This is a genomic window from Mesorhizobium japonicum MAFF 303099, assembly GCF_000009625.1.
Lineage (GTDB): Bacteria > Pseudomonadota > Alphaproteobacteria > Rhizobiales > Rhizobiaceae > Mesorhizobium > Mesorhizobium japonicum.
On sequence record NC_002678.2, the window covers coordinates 3404684 to 3420287 of the forward strand.

Consider the following 15604-nt stretch of genomic DNA (forward strand, 5'->3'; position numbering starts at 1 on the left):
GACGCACGGCTTCAGCCGGCCCTGGACGGCTCCGGCACGACCAGCGTTTCGGGCCGTTCATAGGACAGGCGCACGCTGTCGCGGCCGTTTTTCTTGGCCTTGTAGAGCGCCTCGTCGGCACGCCGCATCAGCGGCTCCAGCGCTTCCTCGCCGCTGCGGGCCGCCACGCCGAAACTGGCGGTGACCTTGGTGCCGGCGGGAAGCCCGTCGACGCCGCCGGCCGAGTAGAGCGTGCGCACCGCCTCGGCGAACAGCCGCGCGGCGGCGAGATCGGTCAACGGCAGGAGCACGGCGAACTCCTCGCCGCCGATGCGTCCGGCAGCGCCGCGCGCGCCGGCGGCCGACCGGAGCTTGGCGGCGAAATCGGCAATCACCCGATCACCGGCGGCATGCCCGTGCACATCGTTGAGCGCCTTGAAATGATCGAGGTCGGCCAGCACCAGCGCGACCGGGAACCTGGCCATTGCGCAGTGTCGCAGAAGCTGGGCCGCGCGCTCCTCGAAGCCGCGCCGGTTGAGCAGGCCCGAGAGCGGATCGGTATGCGTCTCGGCCTTCAGCGCCTTCATCACGTCGAGGGCCGCGGCGGTGAACAGGCAAAGCGCGATCAGCAGCGACAGCAGCGCATGCGACAGCAGCGCCGTCGTCCAGTAGGAGGAGCTGTAGAACCCGTCATAGCTGGTGAACGGCCCGTGCGCGATGACGACGACAAGGGTGCGCACGAAGAAGTTGAGGCCCGACAGCAGCGACAGCACGAACAGGATTTTCTCGCTCGGGCCGTTGTTGCGCACCGGTCGCAATTCGGCGCCGATCAGAAGGCTGAGACCCCCGAAGGCGAAATTCATCGCCAGGATACGCCAGGTGAGATCCGGCGCCACGAACAGGAACCAGCAGAACGAGGCCAGTCCACCACCGGCCAGCACGCCGATCCCGACATAGGGCACCTTGCGGCCATAGCGGGCGACGATGGCGCCCGACAGGCAGCAGCCGGCAATGGCGAAGCAGATGTTGGACACCAGCTTGGTCAGCACCATGCCGATGGGCAAGGTGAAATACTGGAACAGAAAGCCCGGTGCCGAAGCACAGTAGCTGAGCGCCAGCACGGCCAGATAGGGGCGGTGGCGCTGATAGGCCCATAGCACGAAGAAGGCCGCGCCGAGGGCCAGCGCGATCGTCGGATTGAGCAGCGCTATCAACAGGCCGGTGTCCAAAGGACGGTGACTTCCCCTCGCTTGACGTCAGGGAAGAGCTTAGAGCGCAAGCCCAAACAAGCGGTTAAGCGCGGCCGAATATGCGGACCGCGTGAATGAAAAAGACCCCGGAACCGCAATGCGGTCCGGGGTCCGGCAGTCATCGGAACGTGTGGACCGGAGGTTACTTCCAATCACGGATGTCGACGAAGTGGCCGGCGATCGCCGCCGCCGCCGCCATGGCCGGCGACACCAGATGGGTGCGGCCCTTGAAGCCTTGCCTTCCCTCGAAATTGCGGTTCGAGGTCGAGGCACAGCGTTCATGCGGCTTCAGCCTGTCGTCGTTCATGGCCAGGCACATCGAGCAGCCCGGCTCGCGCCAGTCGAACCCGGCGGCGAGGAAGATCTTGTCCAGACCCTCGGCTTCCGCCTGTTCCTTGACCAGGCCGGAGCCCGGCACGATCATGGCGTTGACGCGCGGATTGACGGTCTTGCCCTCGATCACCTTGGCGGCGGCGCGCAGATCCTCGATGCGGCCATTGGTGCAGGAGCCGATGAAGACGCGGTCGAGCGCGATATCGGTGATCTTGGTGCCCGGCGTCAGGCCCATATAGTCGAGCGCGCGGATCTTTGAGGTGCGTTTGTTCTCGTCCGTGATCTCTTCCGGATTGGGAACGACGCCCTGCACCGAAACCACATCCTCGGGCGAGGAGCCCCAGGACACGATCGGCGGCAGCTTGGCCGCGTCGAGCACGATCACCTTGTCGAAATGCGCGCCTTCGTCGGACTGCAGCGTCTTCCAGTAGGCGAGCGCGGCATCCCAGGCCGCGCCCTTCGGCGCGCGCGGCTTGTCCTTGACATAGGCGAAGGTGGTCTCGTCGGCGGCGATCAGGCCGGCGCGCGCACCGCCCTCGATCGACATGTTGCAGATCGTCATGCGGCCTTCCATCGACAGCGAGCGGATCGCCTCGCCGGCATATTCGATGACATAGCCGGTGCCGCCGGCGGTGCCAATCTCGCCAATGATGGCCAGGATGATGTCCTTGGCGGTGACGCCTTCCGGCAGCTGGCCGTCGACACGCACCAGCATGTTCTTGGCCTTGCGCTGGATCAGCGTCTGCGTCGCCAGCACATGCTCGACTTCCGAGGTGCCGATGCCGTGCGCCAGCGCGCCGAACGCGCCATGCGTCGACGTGTGGCTGTCGCCGCAGACGATGGTCATGCCGGGCAAGGTAAAGCCCTGCTCCGGGCCGATGATGTGGACGATGCCCTGGCGGATATCGTTCTCGGAATAATATTCGACGCCGAAGTCCTTGGCGTTCTTGGCCAGCGCCTCGACCTGGATGCGGCTTTCCTCGTTCTTGATGCCGAACTTGCGCTCGGGCGAGGTCGAGACATTGTGATCGACCACGGCCAGCGTCTTTTCCGGATGGCGGACCTTACGGCCGCTCAGGCGCAGGCCTTCGAAGGCCTGCGGGCTGGTCACTTCATGGACGAGGTGGCGGTCGATGTAGAGCAGGCAGGTGCCATCGTCCTGGCGGTCGACGACGTGGTCGTCGAAAATCTTGTCGTAGAGGGTGCGCGGTGCGCTCATGTGCGTAAATCCGTCGATATGAGAATGGGAAGAGTGTAACGCCGCAAGCCCTAGGCCCGGCGAAAGCGGCCTAGCTAAGTCGGCTGGTCAAAGCGCCGCAGACGCGCGCGGAGAAGCGCGACGGCAGGCGTTTTCTGTCCTGCAGCACGAACCCCTTGTAGGCCGGATCGCCAAAAAGCTCTTCCATGGCGTGGCTCATACCAATGTTTTGGCTTTTCGGCAATTGCGGCGTGGCGGTGCGCAGCTTCCCTTCTCCCCTCGCGGGAGAAGGTGGATCGGCGCGCAGCGCCGAGACGGTTGAGGGGTGGGTGACGGAGTGCCGTCGGCGCCAAGCTGGAGCACCCCTTGTGTGTTTGGAATCATGCATAGTTAGGGGCGCCACGGACCAGGTGTTTGCCTGATCCGTGGCGGCGGTCGAGAGCCCGTCACCCCTCAGGTGCCGAAACCGTGGATGAGCTGGGGCCCGACCGCCTTCTTTGTGAACCCGAACAGTTGCAAGGGGCAAGCCCCCGCACACAAGGAAGGGACCGAGGAGATGGTTGTGCAAACGGTTCAGGACATCGGCATCGACGTTGCAAAGCGATGGCTCGACGTGGCCGTGTTTCAAACGCAGGAACAAGCGCATTTTGACAACGACAAGGACGGATGGGCCAAGCTGGTCAGATGGTTGCGGGGCCGTCCCGTGCGCGCCATCGGCATGGAGCCGAGCGGCGGCTATGAGCGCGGCGTGGCCAAGGCGCTGCGCAGCGTGGATCTGCCGGCCAGGAACGTCAATCCGCACAAGCTGCGCCACTATGCTCGTGCCCTTGGTCGGCTGGCCAAGAACGATCGCATCGATGCCCTGCTGATTGCGCGCTACACCGCCGAACTGCCGACCCGGCCGGTGCGTTGCGACCCCATCGCGGAGCAACTGGCCGATCTGGTTGTCGCCCGCAGGCAGCTTAGCGACGATAAGGTCAGCCTGGCCAATCAACTCGAGCAGCTACGCGAGCCGATGGTGAAGCGCATCTTCACCCAGCGGCTGCGTCGTATCGAATTCGATATCGCACTGCTCGCAAAGCGTATGGCCGAGCTCGTCGCAAGCCAGCCGGCCCTCGCGGCCAAGGATCGCCTGATCCAGTCCTTCCACGGCGCCGGTCCGGTCCTCAGCCATACCATACTGGCGCTGGCGCCGGAGATCGGGCAGGCCTCGCGACGCGAGATTGCAGCGCTTGCCGGTCTGGCACCCTACGACTTCGATACCGGCACCTTCAAAGGTCGTCGTATCATCTGGGGCGGCCGTCATGCCCTGCGAAGGGTGGTCTACATGGCTGCCCTGACCGCCAGCCGATCAAATCCCGTCCTCAAGGCTTTCCACCAGCGTCTCGTTGCCAAGGGCAAGGAACCCAAAGTCGCTCTCGTCGCCGTCGCCCGAAAGATCATGACCATCCTCAGCGCCATGCTCCGGCACAAAACCCACACAAAGCTTGAAAACACAGTTGCTCATCCGACCTCGCTTCGCGAGGCCACCTTCTCCCACAGGGGGAGAAGGGAAGAACGCACCATTCACATCACCTCGAACACAAACGTCTTCACCAGCGCCTCCGGTTCGGCGATGGCATAGCAGCGGAACCACGGGCTTCGCTCGGCCACCCGCCATTTCTTCGTCTGCGTGAGTTCATCGAACACCGCCTGGAAACCACCGTTTTCGAACACCTGGTCGCGCACGGTGAAGATGGCGTGGCCGCCCTTTTTGGTGATGCGCACCAGTTCGTGCAGGCTCGACGCCGGCGCATGGCTGATGGTGAACACGCCGGTGGAGAAGAAGGCGCGGAAATGACCGTCGGGCCAGGGCAGCTTCCCACCCAGCATCGCCTTTTTCAGCTCGCTATAGACATTGCGGCTGCCGGCGATCTTCAGCATGTCGTCCGACAAGTCGAGCCCGGCAATATCGCCATAGCCCAGCGCCTTCAGCGACGGGCCCGACAGGCCGGTGCCGCAGCCGGCGTCGAGCAGCGGCCCTTCGCCAGCCGGAACATAGCGCGCCACCCAGGCGGTGATCAGGAACGGCAGGAGATAACCGAGCGAGGCGGTCTCGCTGTCATAGGTCGCGGCCCAGGCGGCATAGGCCTGCGCCAGCGTTTCCGGCGTGTCCGCGCCATAGACGGAATCCAGCGCTGCATTGGCCTTGTCGACGATCATGAGACCTCCCTCGATGTCGACAGGATCGTAACCCTGTCTGCGTCCCAAGACTATTCCTCGTGCTGGCGGCGCAGGCGCCGCTCCAGTGCCCTGAGCGCCAGCGACAGGCCGACGGTGAGGATGAGATAGATATAGGCAACGATCGAATAGGTCTCGAAGAAGCGGAACGAGCCGGCGGCGTAGATCTTGCCCATCTGGGTGATGTCGGCGACGCCGAGCACCGAGACCAGCGAGGAATCCTTGACCAGAGCGACGAAATCATTGCCGAGCGGCGGCAATATGGTGCGGATCGCCTGCGGAAAGACGATTAGCCGGAAGCGTTGCGTGCGGCTCAGCCCAAGCGCCTTGGCCGCCTCGATCTGGCCCTTCTCGACCGCCTGGATGCCGGCGCGAAAGACCTCCGAGATGAAGGCCGAGTAGCCGATGGTCAGCGCCATGATGGCGCGCCACAACAGCGACACGTCGCGTACCAGGAGCTCGCCGAGATAGCCGGCACTTTGCAGCGGCGCGGTCAGCGCGTTCCAGGCCGCGACGAAGGCCGGCGCACCGGCAAAGGCGATCCAGAACAACAGCACCAGGATCGGCACGCCGCGGATGATCTCGACATAGAAGCGCGCGATCTGGCGAAGCCAGGGCGAGCCCGACAAGCCCATCAGCGCGACCCCGAGACCGATGATCGACGCCATGGCGAAGGCGACGACGGTGACGAAGACGGTTATGCCGATGCCCTTGGCGACCGTGGCGAAGACCTGGGCATAGAGGTCGCTGGCCGCGATGAAGAGGGCCGCCGCCAGTGCAAGCACGGCGGCAGCGGCAAGCCACCAGGGGAATTCGGCTTTGGCGGCGGAATGGCCCTGCATCAGAAGGATTGCGCCAAACGCAAACTCAGCGCGAGTTCCTGTGCATTACCCCGCACGCGCGACAACAGGACCTACTGCCCCATCTTGTAGTCAAGAAACCACTTCTTGTTCAGCGCATCGAGCGTCCCGTCCGCCTTGAGCGCGGCGATCGCGGCGTTGACCGGCTTCACCAGGTCCGATCCCTTCGGGAAGATGAAGCCAAAATCCTCGGTGCCGAGCGGGCCGCCGATCAGCTTGAGCTTGCCCCCGGAAGCATCGACATAGCCCTTGCCGGCGGTGCCGTCGGTCAGCACGACATCGACGTCGCCCGACTTCAGGGCCTGCACCGTGGCGCCGAAAGTCTCGAACAGTTTGATGCGCGGGTTCTGCTCATTGCCGTCGAGCACGCTGTAGACCGCGGTGTAGAAGGGCGTGGTGCCGGGCTGCGCGCCGATCAGCCCGTCCTTGAAGGCGCCGAAGGTCTTGGCGTCGGTGAAGCGGCTTTCGTCGCCGCGCACCAGCATGAACTGCTCCGAGCGCATATAGGGGTCGGAGAAATCGACCTTCTCCTTGCGGTCGTCCTTGATGGTGATGCCGGTCATGCCGATGTTGTACTGCTTGTCGGAAACCGCCTGGATCATCGCGTCCCAGGAGGTGTTCTGATACTCGACCTTGAAATTGAGCCGTTTGGCGATTTCGTTCATCGCATCATATTCCCAGCCGATCTGCTTCCCCGTCTTGGGATCGATGAACTGCAGCGGCGGATAGGCGTTTTCAGTCACCACCACCACTTGTCTGCCGCCGAGATCGGGCAGCGCCTGCGCGAAGGCGGCAACGGGCGCCAGCACGAGGGCCAGCAGGCCGGCCAGCAGCAGTTTCGACTTGGTCATGACATACTCCCGGAAAATTGAAGGCGCCCGGATGGGCTTACAGGAAATCCGGCGCCGACTTTAGCTTTCCGCATGCGCCATGCAAGACGGTCCACTGCGTCAGCGCGCGCGAAAAGGGATTCGGATGCCCTGAATTCAGGGATTTCGGGATGATCTGGCTATCTCGAACCAGAAACCAGCGCCTCCGCATCGGCCGAGGCGTCTTCCGCCACAGCGTTGCGCAAGTCGGCAACGAGATGGGTGAGCGTCGCGTGCAGCGCTTTCGCTTCACCAGGCTGGAGCGGTACGCTGCAGGCGAGCGCCGCGGACACATCCTGCGCTCGCGCACTCAGAGCCTGGCCCCTGGCCGTCGGCTCGACCAGCACGCGGCGCTCATCGGCGGCATCGCGACGGCGGGTGACAAGCCCGCTCGCCTCCATCCGCTTGAGCAGCGGCGTCAACGTCGCGGAATCGAGGCCCAGCGCCTCGCCAAGCGCGCCCACCGTGCTCGGCGCGTGCTCCCATAGCGCCAACATGACCAGATATTGCGGATAGGTCAGGCCGAGCGGATCGAGCAACGGCCGGTAGATCTTGGTCATCAGCCCGCTGGCCGAATAGAGCGCGAAGCAGAGCTGCTGATCGAGCCGCGGTACGCTGATCGTCCCGGCGGTCTCCGCCGGGACGTCGCTGGTGTTCTTTGTGGTCTTTCCCGTCATGCCGCCTTTACCGAAAGCGCCACGTCGACATTGCCCCGGATGGCGTTGGAATACGGGCAGATCTTGTGCGCTTCCGATACAAGCGCTTCCGCGGCTGCCTGATCAAGGCCTTTCGTCTCCGCCGCGAGGGCAACGCCGAGCTTGAAGCCCTCGCCATTGGGAAGCAGGCTGACGGTGGATGTTACCCCGGCATCCGTGAGCGGCAGCTTCTGTTTGCGCGCGACGAAGCGGATGGCGCTTTCGAAGCAAGCGGCGTAGCCGATGGCGAAAAGCTGTTCGGGATTGGTGGCGCCGCCCGGCCCGCCGAGCTCCTTGGGCATCGCCAAATCGACCTTGAGCAGGCCGTCGCTGGTCTCGCCATGGCCGGCGCGGCCGCCGGTGACGTGAGCCTGTGTGGTGTAGAGTGCCATTTCAAATCTCCAATTATCTTGTGCACGATTATTTAGTATACAATATAATATGCCGTCAACGGCCGAATGCTGTTTCGTGGGCCGGAAGCGTTCACAGTCTGGTGAAACGAAAAAAGGCGGCCGAAGCCGCCTTTTTTATGGGAATTCCGAAAGCCTTACTCGGCCGGGGTCGCCTCGGCGGCCTTGGCTGCCTCAGCCTCGGCGGCGGCCTTCTTCTCGGCGGCTTCCTTGGCGGCCGTCTCGGCGGCCAGCGCCTGGGCGGCCGCGACCTTCTCGGCCTCGATGCGGGCCTTCTCGGCGTTCAGCGCGTCGCGCTCCTCATCGTTGAGCTTGCGGGCGCGCACGCCGGTGTTTTCCGAAATACGGGCCGACTTGCCGCGACGGTCGCGCAGGTAATAGAGCTTGGCGCGACGCACCTTGCCGCGGCGCACGATCTCGACGCCCTCGACCATCGGCGAGAAGACCGGGAACACGCGCTCGACGCCTTCGCCATAGGAGATCTTGCGGACGGTGAAATTTTCCTGGAAGCCGGAACCGGCGCGGGCGATGACGACGCCTTCATAGGCCTGGACGCGGGTGCGGGTGCCTTCGGTCACGCGGACCTGGACGCGCACGGTGTCGCCGGGCTGGAATTCGGGGAGCTTGCGCTTGGCTTCGATCTTGGCGGCCTGCTCGGCCTCGAGCTGACGGATGATATCCATCTCAATAATCCACTTCTTGTTCTTCCGACAGTCAGAGCGTCCGACACTCGCCTTGCAGTTCCATTGACCGCTCGGCTATGTCCTTTGCCTCCGAGACATTCGTCTGCAAGACATCGGACAGGGGCGACTACACCGTCATTGTTGACGGGTCCGGCAGATTCTTCTTCCGGTTCGGCGGCGACATACAGCTATTTCAGCGCTTTGTCACGCCCGCGCACGAGTCTTTTTTGCCGGCATGGCATCATCGTAATCGCTTCGTGCCGGGTTGCGCCGCTCTCTGGGGCTTTCTAAGCCTGATGTAACAGAGTTTTCCGCGGCGGCATCCCATGTCTGTCTTCGACGCCATCCTGCTCTTCCTGGCGGGCTTCCTGTCCGGTGCCGCCAATGCTGTCGCCGGCGGCGGCACCTTCATCACCTTCGGCGCCATGACACTGGTCGGCGTGCCGCCGATCGTCGCCAACGCCACCTCCTCGGTCACGCAATTCCCGGGCTATATCACCTCGACGCTCGCCTACTGGACCGATATCCGCCACTTCTGGCGCGGTGCCCTGCTGCTTTGCGGCATATCGGCGATTGGCGCACTGGCCGGCGCGCTGATCCTTCTGGCGCTGTCCAACCCGTCCTTCCGCATCCTGGTGCCGTGGCTGCTTTTGGGCGCAACCGCTCTGTTTGCAGCCGGGCCGTGGCTGAAGCCAGCGCCAAAACCCGGTCATGAGGCGGCGGTCGGCTCGCTCGCCGGTTTGCTGGCACAGTTCGTGACCGCCATTTATGGCGGCTTCTTCGGCGCCGGCATGGGCGTGATGATGCTGGCGACGCTCGGCCTGACGCAGGCCGGCGACTACCACCGGCTGAACGCGCTGAAGAACATGCTGGCCGTGGTCGTCGCCGCGGTGGCGATCATCGTCTTCGTCTCGGGTGGCGTCGTCGCCTGGCCGCAGGCGATCGTCATGATTCCCGGCGGTGCGCTCGGCGGCTATGCCGGCGTCTGGATCGCCAAGCGCGTGCCGCAGAACGTGGTGCGCGGCTTCGTCGTCGCCGTCGGCCTGTTTCTGGCGTTTTACTATTTTGCCAAGGGGTGAGCGCCGAGAAGATCCGGCCGCCTCTCCCTGGTCAGCTGCTCCGCCTGCTCCCGCCGCCAGGCGGCGATCTTCTTGTGATTGCCCGAGGTCAGCACTTGCGGAATCTCCCGGCCCTCGAACTCCTGCGGCCTTGTGTAGTGCGGATGTTCAAGCAGGCCGTTCTCGAAACTCTCTTCCTCGCCGGATACCGCATTGCCCATCACGCCGGGCAGCAGCCGCACCACCGCGTCGAGCAGCACGAGCGCCGCCGGCTCGCCGCCGGAGAGGATGAAATCGCCGATCGACACCTCCTCTAATCCCCGCACCTCGATCAGCCGCTGGTCGACGCCCTCGAAGCGGCCGCACAGGATGACGGCACCCGGCCCGGCAGCAAGTTCCCGCACCCGCGCCTGGGTCAGCGGTTTGCCGCGTGGGCTCATCAAAAGGCGCGGACGCGTATCGCCCGGCGGCGAGGCATGGTCGATTGCCCTGGCCAGCACATCGGCACGCATCACCATGCCGGCGCCGCCGCCGGCCGGCGTGTCGTCGACGGTGCGGTGCTTGTCGGTGGCGAAATCGCGGATCTGGATCGCTTCCAGCGACCAGGTGCCGGCCTCGAGCGCGCGGCCCGCCAGCGACAGGCCGAGCGCGCCCGGAAACATCTCGGGGTAGAGCGTCAGCACCGAGGCTTTGAATGTCACCGGTTGCCCCCGGCGTCGCGCGGTCCGCGCGGCCTGCCCTTCGGGTCGAAGTCTTCCTCGCGCGGCGCATCGCCGTCCTCGTCCTCGACCAGCCCGGCCGCCACCGGGTCGACGCGGACAAAGCCCTCGGCGACCGACACATCAGGCACGGCGGCCTGCGTGAACGGGATCAGCACGCCCTTGCGGCCGGCGAGCGTGACGTCGAGAATATCGCCGCCGCCGAAATTATGCACCGCGACCACCTTGCCGAGCGCAGTGCCGGTATCGTCGCGAACTTCCAGTCCGACCAGGTCGGCATGGTAGAATTCATCCTCCTCGCCATCGTCCGGCAGCATCGAGCGGTCGACGAACAATTCCGTACCGGCGAGCGCTTCGGCGGCATTGCGGTCGCTGATGCCCTTGAAACGCACCACGACGACGGTGTTGGCCGGCCTTATGTCTGTGATCTGGAAGGCGCGGCCATCCCTGGCATAGAGCGGCCCATAATCGGCCAGCGCCATCGGCTCGCCGGTGAAGGTCTTCACCCTGAGTTCGCCCTTGATGCCATGGGCGGCGCCGATCACGGCCATCTGGACAGGGTTTTGCGGCTTGCTCATCGCGAATATCCTTTGGCCTGCTCTAACCCCACGCGGCCATCATTTCAATGACGGGCTCTTCACCGCTTCCTAACCCGGATACAAGAAAATGCCGCCATGCAGGAATTCCTCATCCCGGCGAAACCCGATCTCCAGGCGGCGCGTGAAAGCTGGCTGAAGATGCTCGCGCGTGAACGTCGCCTATCACCCGAGACAGTGGAAGCCTATGAGCGCGACACGCGCCAGTTCCTGCATTTCCTCACCGGCCATTGCGGCGGCTCGCCCGGCATTTCCGACATCGCCAATCTGCGCCCGGCCGATCTGCGCGGCTTCCTCGCCGCCCGCCGCAACGCCGGCGCCGGCGCCCGCACGCTGGGCCGAGGTCTCGCCGGCATCCGTTCGCTGCTGCGGTTCCTCGAACGCCGTGGCCTGGTCAACGCCGCTGGCGCCGCCGCGTTGCGCGCGCCGCGCCAGCCCAAATCGCTGCCAAAACCGCTGACGGCGAGCGACGCCAAACAGGTCGTGTCGGTGGAAGGCCAGCTGGCCGAAGAGCCCTGGATCGCCGCCCGCAACGCCGCCGTGCTGACGCTGCTCTACGGCTCGGGCCTGCGCATTTCCGAAGCGCTCGGCCTCGCCGGCGCCGATCTGGCCTCGGAGACCGACACCGTGCTTCGCGTCACCGGCAAGGGCGGCAAGACGCGGCTGGTGCCGGTGCTGCCGGTGGCGCTGCGGGCAATCGCCGAATATCGCCGGCTCTGCCCCTATCATCTCGATCCGAAAGGCCTGTTGTTTCGCGGCGCGCGCGGCGGCCCGCTCAACCCGGCCATCATCCAGCGCGACATGGCCAAACTGCGCTCGGCGCTCAACCTGCCCGACACCGCGACCCCGCATGCGCTGCGCCACTCCTTCGCCACCCATTTGCTTGGCCGCGGCGGTGATCTGCGCACCATCCAGGAACTGCTCGGCCACGCCAGCCTGTCGACGACGCAAATCTACACCGGCGTCGACACCGCAAGGCTGCTGGAAATCTACGAATCGGCCCATCCGAGGGCATAAACCCTTCAATTTCGCGGTACCAGTTAACCGTTTTGCCGCTTTTCAGTCCTAGGAATGGGATCATGAAACGCGTCATTGCCATCGCCGACCGTGCAGCTTCCATCTCGCTGAAGCTGCTTGTTGCGCTCAACGTGCTGTTTTTCCTGTCCTTCCTTGCCGTCCTGCTGTTCGCGGCCGGAAGGGCACATGCGGAAGTCCCGACCTGCAGCGGCGCCGACATGCTGTTGGCCCTGCAGAAGAGCAGCCCTGCCACCTACAGCAAGATCGAGGCGGAAGCCGCCGCCACGCTGAATGGCAAGGGCCTGCTGTGGAAGCTGGAGAAATCGGGCGAACAGCCATCCTACCTGTTCGGCACCATGCACATGACGGACCCGCGCGTCACCACGCTGCCGCCCGAGGCACAAAAGGCCTTTGACGCCGCCGGCACCCTCATCATCGAAACCACCGACGTGCTCGACAAGCAGAAGATGATGACGGCGATGCTGAAGGAGCCGGACCTGATGATGTTCACCGACTCCACGACGCTGTCGTCCTTGCTGAAGCCGGACGAAGCCGCGGCGATGAATGCAGCGCTCGACGCGCGCGGCATCCCGCCGGCAACCGTCGCCAAGATGAAGCCGTGGATGCTGTCGGCGATGATGGCGCTTCCGGCCTGCGAACTCGCCCGCCAGTCCGGCGGGGCACCGGTGCTCGACGTCAAGCTGGCAGAGAGCGCCAAGGCGGCCGGCAAGCCGGTGGAAGGGTTGGAAACGGCCGAGAGCCAGCTGCGCGCCATGGCCTCGCTGCCGCTTGCCTTCCACATGAAGGGCCTGGTCGACACGCTGAAGCTCGGCGACAAGGTCAACGACATCAACGAGACCATGATCGTGCTCTACCAGCGCGGCGACACCGGCATGTTCTGGCCGCTGTTCCGCGCAGCCATGCCGGACGAGCAGAACGACGCCTCGGGCTATGCCGCCTTCGAGGAAACCATGATCACCAGCCGCAACAAGGTGATGGTCGATCACGCCGGGCCGATCCTGGCCAGGGGCAATGCCTTCATGGCGGTCGGCGCGCTGCACCTCCCCGGTCCCGAGGGACTGGTCGAGGATTTCCGCAAGGCCGGCTACACCGTCACCGCCGTGGGGCTTTAACCCCTACTTGATCAAGACCTGAGCCAGCACCGCCGGAACGATGATCCGGTGAAACGGCTTGACGATGGCGAGATAGGTCCGCCCAAACAGATTGTGCGTCTTCACGATCGTCGACGCAGCCACCTCCTGCCGACCCGCGCCGAGGTCGTTCACCTCCACCAGGATGCGGAAATCGAGATGCCGGTCGTCCAGGCCAAGGACGACCTTGCCATGTGCCTGGCTGATGAGCGGAAATATGCCGATCCTGCTTTCCGGCGGCGCGTCGGGGTCTGCCCCCGTTTTCAGCCCAAATGGCCTGACGGCAAGGTTGCGCAGCGCCGTGAGCCGGCCGACCCATTTCGGTGTCCGCCCCAGGACGCGTTCGGCCGCGCCGAATGCGGTCAGGGCAAGACCATCGGTTGTCAGCACGTATCGGTCGGCGAACTGAGCGCCGGCAAGAATGCCTTCGGGATCGGGAAAAGTCTGTGCAGTGGGCGTCATATCGGCAAATCCCTCGCAACCAACGATAGCATCGGTTGGTTTGGGGCACTGCGTGGCGAAACGTCGCCAGCCCGGAGAGGGACTGGTCGAGGATTTCCGCAAAGCCGGCTATACTGTCATCGCCGTCAATTGAGTCGGATGGCAGTGGGGGGCCCTAAACGCCGCGTTTTCGGCGTTTTCCTTCCCTAGCGTGAAACCCATTCAACGGTTGCACGTTGACGGCTGTTGATTGATAATTTTCATCCACGGAGGACACTTTTATGGCGAATCCATCAAACGACAGGCCAAGCAGCGGTGGCGGCGGCAGCCCCTGGCTGATTGCTCTGGTCGTCGTTATCCTGGCGATTGTCGCGTATTACGTTTTCGGCAGACGCGGCGAGCATCCGGCACCCGCCGAACCGCCAGCGGCCAGCACACCGGCTCCGGCGCCCGCTCCGGCAGAACCGATGAAGCCCGCCGAACCGGCCAAGCCAGCTGAACCAGCACCGGCTCCAGCCCCGGCTCCGGCACCGGCACCTGCGCCCGCACCGGCCCCTGCTCCAGCCAACTGATCGGCTCGACATCAAATACGAACGGCCCGCTGAAAGGCGGGCCGTTTTGCTTTGGATGATGGCGCTACGGGTTCGTCATCTTCGGGCTTGCCCGAGGATGACCAAGCGCTGGTGCTTTAGATGTGGATCGGCTTGAAGAAGGTGGCCAGCGCCGCTTCCTTCACCGCTTCCGACATCGTCGGATGCGCGTGGCAGGTGCGGGCGAGGTCTTCCGACGAGCCGCCAAATTCCATCAGCACCGCCGCCTCGTGGATCATCTCGCCGGCGCCGAAGCCGACAATGTGCACGCCGAGCACGCGGTCGCTGGCCTTGTCGGCGAGGATTTTCACGAAACCGTCCGTGTGCAGCATGGCGCGCGCACGGCCATTGGCGCTGAACGGGAATTTGCCGACCTTGTAATCGATGCCGGCCTTCTTCAGCTCTTCCTCGGTCTTGCCGACCGAGGCGATTTCCGGGCTGGTGTAGACGACGCTCGGGATGACCTCATAGTTCACATGGCCGGCCTGGCCGGCGATGGTTTCGGCCACCGCCACGCCCTCGTCCTCGGCCTTGTGCGCCAGCATCGGCCCGGCGATGACATCGCCGATGGCGTAGATGCCGGGGACGTTGGTCTTGAGATGCCCGTCGGTCTTGACGCGGCCGCGCTCGTCGACCTCGACGCCTGCTTCCTTCAACCCGAGACTGTCGGCATAGGCACGGCGCCCGGTGGCGATCAGCACGACATCGGCCGCGATGGTTTCGGCGGCGCCGCCCTTCACCGGCTCGAAGGTGACGGTTGCACCTTTCTTGGCCTTGGCGACGCCGGTGACCTTGGCGCCGAGCTTGAACTCGAAACCCTGCTTCGACAGCATCCTCTGGAACTGCTTGGAGACCTCGCCGTCCATGCCGCCGAGGATCGTGTCGAGGAACTCGACCACGGTGACCTTGGCGCCGAGCCGCGCCCAGACCGAGCCGAGCTCGAGCCCGATGACGCCGCCACCGACCACCACCAGGTGGCCCGGAACCTTGTCCAGCGACAGCGCGCCGGTCGACGACACGATGATTTTCTCGTCGAAGTCGACCTTGACGCCGGGAATGCCGGCGACATCGGAACCGGTGGCGATGACGATGTTCTTCGTCTCGATCTCCTCGACCTTGCCGTCCTCGCCCGTCACCGACACCTTGCCGGCCGCCACCACCTTGCCGGTGCCGCGGAAGCTGTCGATCTTGTTCTTCTTGAACAGGAAGGCGACGCCGTTGACGTTGGACGCCACCGTCGCATCCTTGTGCGCCATCATCTTCGTCAGATTGAGCTTCGGCGCCGGGATCTCGACGCCCAGCGTGTCGAAGGAATGGCCGGCCTCGGCGAACATTTCGGAGGCATGGAGCAGCGCCTTGGACGGGATGCAGCCGATGTTGAGGCAGGTGCCGCCGAAGGTCGCGTTCTTTTCGACCACCGCGACCTTCAGGTCGAGCTGTGCCGCCTTGATGGCGCAGACATAGCCGCCGGGTCCCGATCCGATGATAACGACGTCATAAGCCATGATAGTGTCCTTCTGTTTTGAGCATGATGC

At 64.6% G+C, this 15604-nt stretch carries 16 protein-coding genes and 1 pseudogene; 5 read left to right on the forward strand and 12 right to left on the reverse strand.

Annotation, left to right across the window (positions count from 1 at the left end; all coding sequences use genetic code 11):
• Window positions 1-11: 11 nt before the first annotated feature.
• Window positions 12-1208: a GGDEF domain-containing protein gene (locus MAFF_RS17700; RefSeq protein ID WP_010912309.1), complete on the reverse strand. Its 1197-nt coding sequence runs from the start codon at window positions 1206-1208 to the stop codon at window positions 12-14.
• A gap of 163 nt (window positions 1209-1371) precedes the next feature.
• Window positions 1372-2781: a 3-isopropylmalate dehydratase large subunit gene (leuC, locus tag MAFF_RS17705; RefSeq protein WP_010912310.1), complete on the reverse strand. Its 1410-nt coding sequence runs from the start codon at window positions 2779-2781 to the stop codon at window positions 1372-1374.
• Window positions 2782-3322: 541 nt separating this feature from the next.
• On the opposite strand from leuC, the gene MAFF_RS17710 reads away from it, so the two are divergent.
• The gene (locus MAFF_RS17710) at window positions 3323-4384 is read left to right on the forward strand and encodes an IS110 family transposase (protein WP_193364009.1); all 1062 of its coding nucleotides are present in this window, start codon (window positions 3323-3325) and stop codon (window positions 4382-4384) included.
• On the opposite strand, the gene MAFF_RS17715 is transcribed toward MAFF_RS17710, so the two are convergent.
• The 6 genes from MAFF_RS17715 to rplS all read right to left on the reverse strand — a co-directional run bounded on the left by MAFF_RS17715 (window position 4327) and on the right by rplS (window position 8497).
• Window positions 4327-4962 carry a class I SAM-dependent DNA methyltransferase gene (locus tag MAFF_RS17715; protein ID WP_010912313.1) on the reverse strand — a complete coding sequence of 212 codons (636 nt, stop codon included), beginning with the start codon at window positions 4960-4962 and terminating at the stop codon, window positions 4327-4329. The genes MAFF_RS17710 and MAFF_RS17715 overlap by 58 nt on opposite strands.
• Window positions 4963-5012: 50 nt before the next feature.
• On the reverse strand, window positions 5013-5822 hold the full coding sequence (locus tag MAFF_RS17720; protein ID WP_010912314.1) for an amino acid ABC transporter permease: 810 nt from the start codon (window positions 5820-5822) through the stop codon (window positions 5013-5015).
• A gap of 71 nt (window positions 5823-5893) precedes the next feature.
• The gene (locus MAFF_RS17725; protein WP_010912315.1) at window positions 5894-6691 is read right to left on the reverse strand and encodes a basic amino acid ABC transporter substrate-binding protein; all 798 of its coding nucleotides are present in this window, start codon (window positions 6689-6691) and stop codon (window positions 5894-5896) included.
• A 158-nt stretch (window positions 6692-6849) separates the two neighbouring features.
• Window positions 6850-7386 (reverse strand): MarR family winged helix-turn-helix transcriptional regulator, encoded by a 537-nt coding sequence (locus MAFF_RS17730; protein ID WP_010912316.1) that lies wholly within the window; start codon window positions 7384-7386, stop codon window positions 6850-6852.
• The gene (locus MAFF_RS17735; RefSeq protein WP_010912317.1) at window positions 7383-7796 is read right to left on the reverse strand and encodes an organic hydroperoxide resistance protein; all 414 of its coding nucleotides are present in this window, start codon (window positions 7794-7796) and stop codon (window positions 7383-7385) included. Before MAFF_RS17735 ends, MAFF_RS17730 begins: the two co-directional genes overlap by 4 nt.
• A gap of 155 nt (window positions 7797-7951) precedes the next feature.
• Window positions 7952-8497 (reverse strand): 50S ribosomal protein L19, encoded by a 546-nt coding sequence (gene rplS, locus MAFF_RS17740; RefSeq protein ID WP_010912318.1) that lies wholly within the window; start codon window positions 8495-8497, stop codon window positions 7952-7954.
• Between the two features lie 326 nt (window positions 8498-8823).
• On the opposite strand from rplS, the gene MAFF_RS17750 reads away from it, so the two are divergent.
• On the forward strand, window positions 8824-9576 hold the full coding sequence (locus MAFF_RS17750) for a sulfite exporter TauE/SafE family protein (protein WP_010912320.1): 753 nt from the start codon (window positions 8824-8826) through the stop codon (window positions 9574-9576).
• On the opposite strand, the gene trmD is transcribed toward MAFF_RS17750, so the two are convergent.
• A complete protein-coding gene (gene trmD / locus MAFF_RS17755) occupies window positions 9558-10256 on the reverse strand; it encodes a tRNA (guanosine(37)-N1)-methyltransferase TrmD (RefSeq protein WP_010912321.1) in 699 nt (232 codons plus the stop codon). The genes MAFF_RS17750 and trmD overlap by 19 nt on opposite strands.
• On the reverse strand, window positions 10253-10852 hold the full coding sequence (gene rimM, locus MAFF_RS17760; RefSeq protein WP_010912322.1) for a ribosome maturation factor RimM: 600 nt from the start codon (window positions 10850-10852) through the stop codon (window positions 10253-10255). Before rimM ends, trmD begins: the two co-directional genes overlap by 4 nt.
• A 96-nt stretch (window positions 10853-10948) precedes the next feature.
• Between rimM and MAFF_RS17765 the strand changes: the two genes are divergently transcribed.
• Both MAFF_RS17765 and MAFF_RS17770 read left to right on the forward strand, forming a co-directional pair.
• Window positions 10949-11887, forward strand: coding sequence for a tyrosine recombinase XerC (locus MAFF_RS17765; RefSeq protein ID WP_010912323.1), 939 nt, complete (start codon window positions 10949-10951; stop codon window positions 11885-11887).
• A gap of 62 nt (window positions 11888-11949) precedes the next feature.
• Window positions 11950-13020 (forward strand): TraB/GumN family protein, encoded by a 1071-nt coding sequence (locus MAFF_RS17770; RefSeq protein ID WP_010912324.1) that lies wholly within the window; start codon window positions 11950-11952, stop codon window positions 13018-13020.
• Window positions 13021-13023: 3 nt separating this feature from the next.
• Here the strand turns inward: MAFF_RS17770 and MAFF_RS17775 are convergent, their stop codons facing one another.
• The gene (locus MAFF_RS17775; protein WP_010912325.1) at window positions 13024-13500 is read right to left on the reverse strand and encodes a DUF2867 domain-containing protein; all 477 of its coding nucleotides are present in this window, start codon (window positions 13498-13500) and stop codon (window positions 13024-13026) included.
• A 260-nt stretch (window positions 13501-13760) separates the two neighbouring features.
• Between MAFF_RS17775 and MAFF_RS40315 the strand changes: the two genes are divergently transcribed.
• On the forward strand, window positions 13761-14051 hold the full coding sequence (locus MAFF_RS40315) for a hypothetical protein (RefSeq protein WP_193364010.1): 291 nt from the start codon (window positions 13761-13763) through the stop codon (window positions 14049-14051).
• A 116-nt stretch (window positions 14052-14167) separates the two neighbouring features.
• Here MAFF_RS40315 and lpdA read toward each other — a convergent pair.
• Window positions 14168-15583 (reverse strand): annotated as a pseudogene (gene lpdA / locus MAFF_RS17780) (dihydrolipoyl dehydrogenase); the annotation flags it as partial.
• Window positions 15584-15604 lie beyond the last annotated feature (21 nt).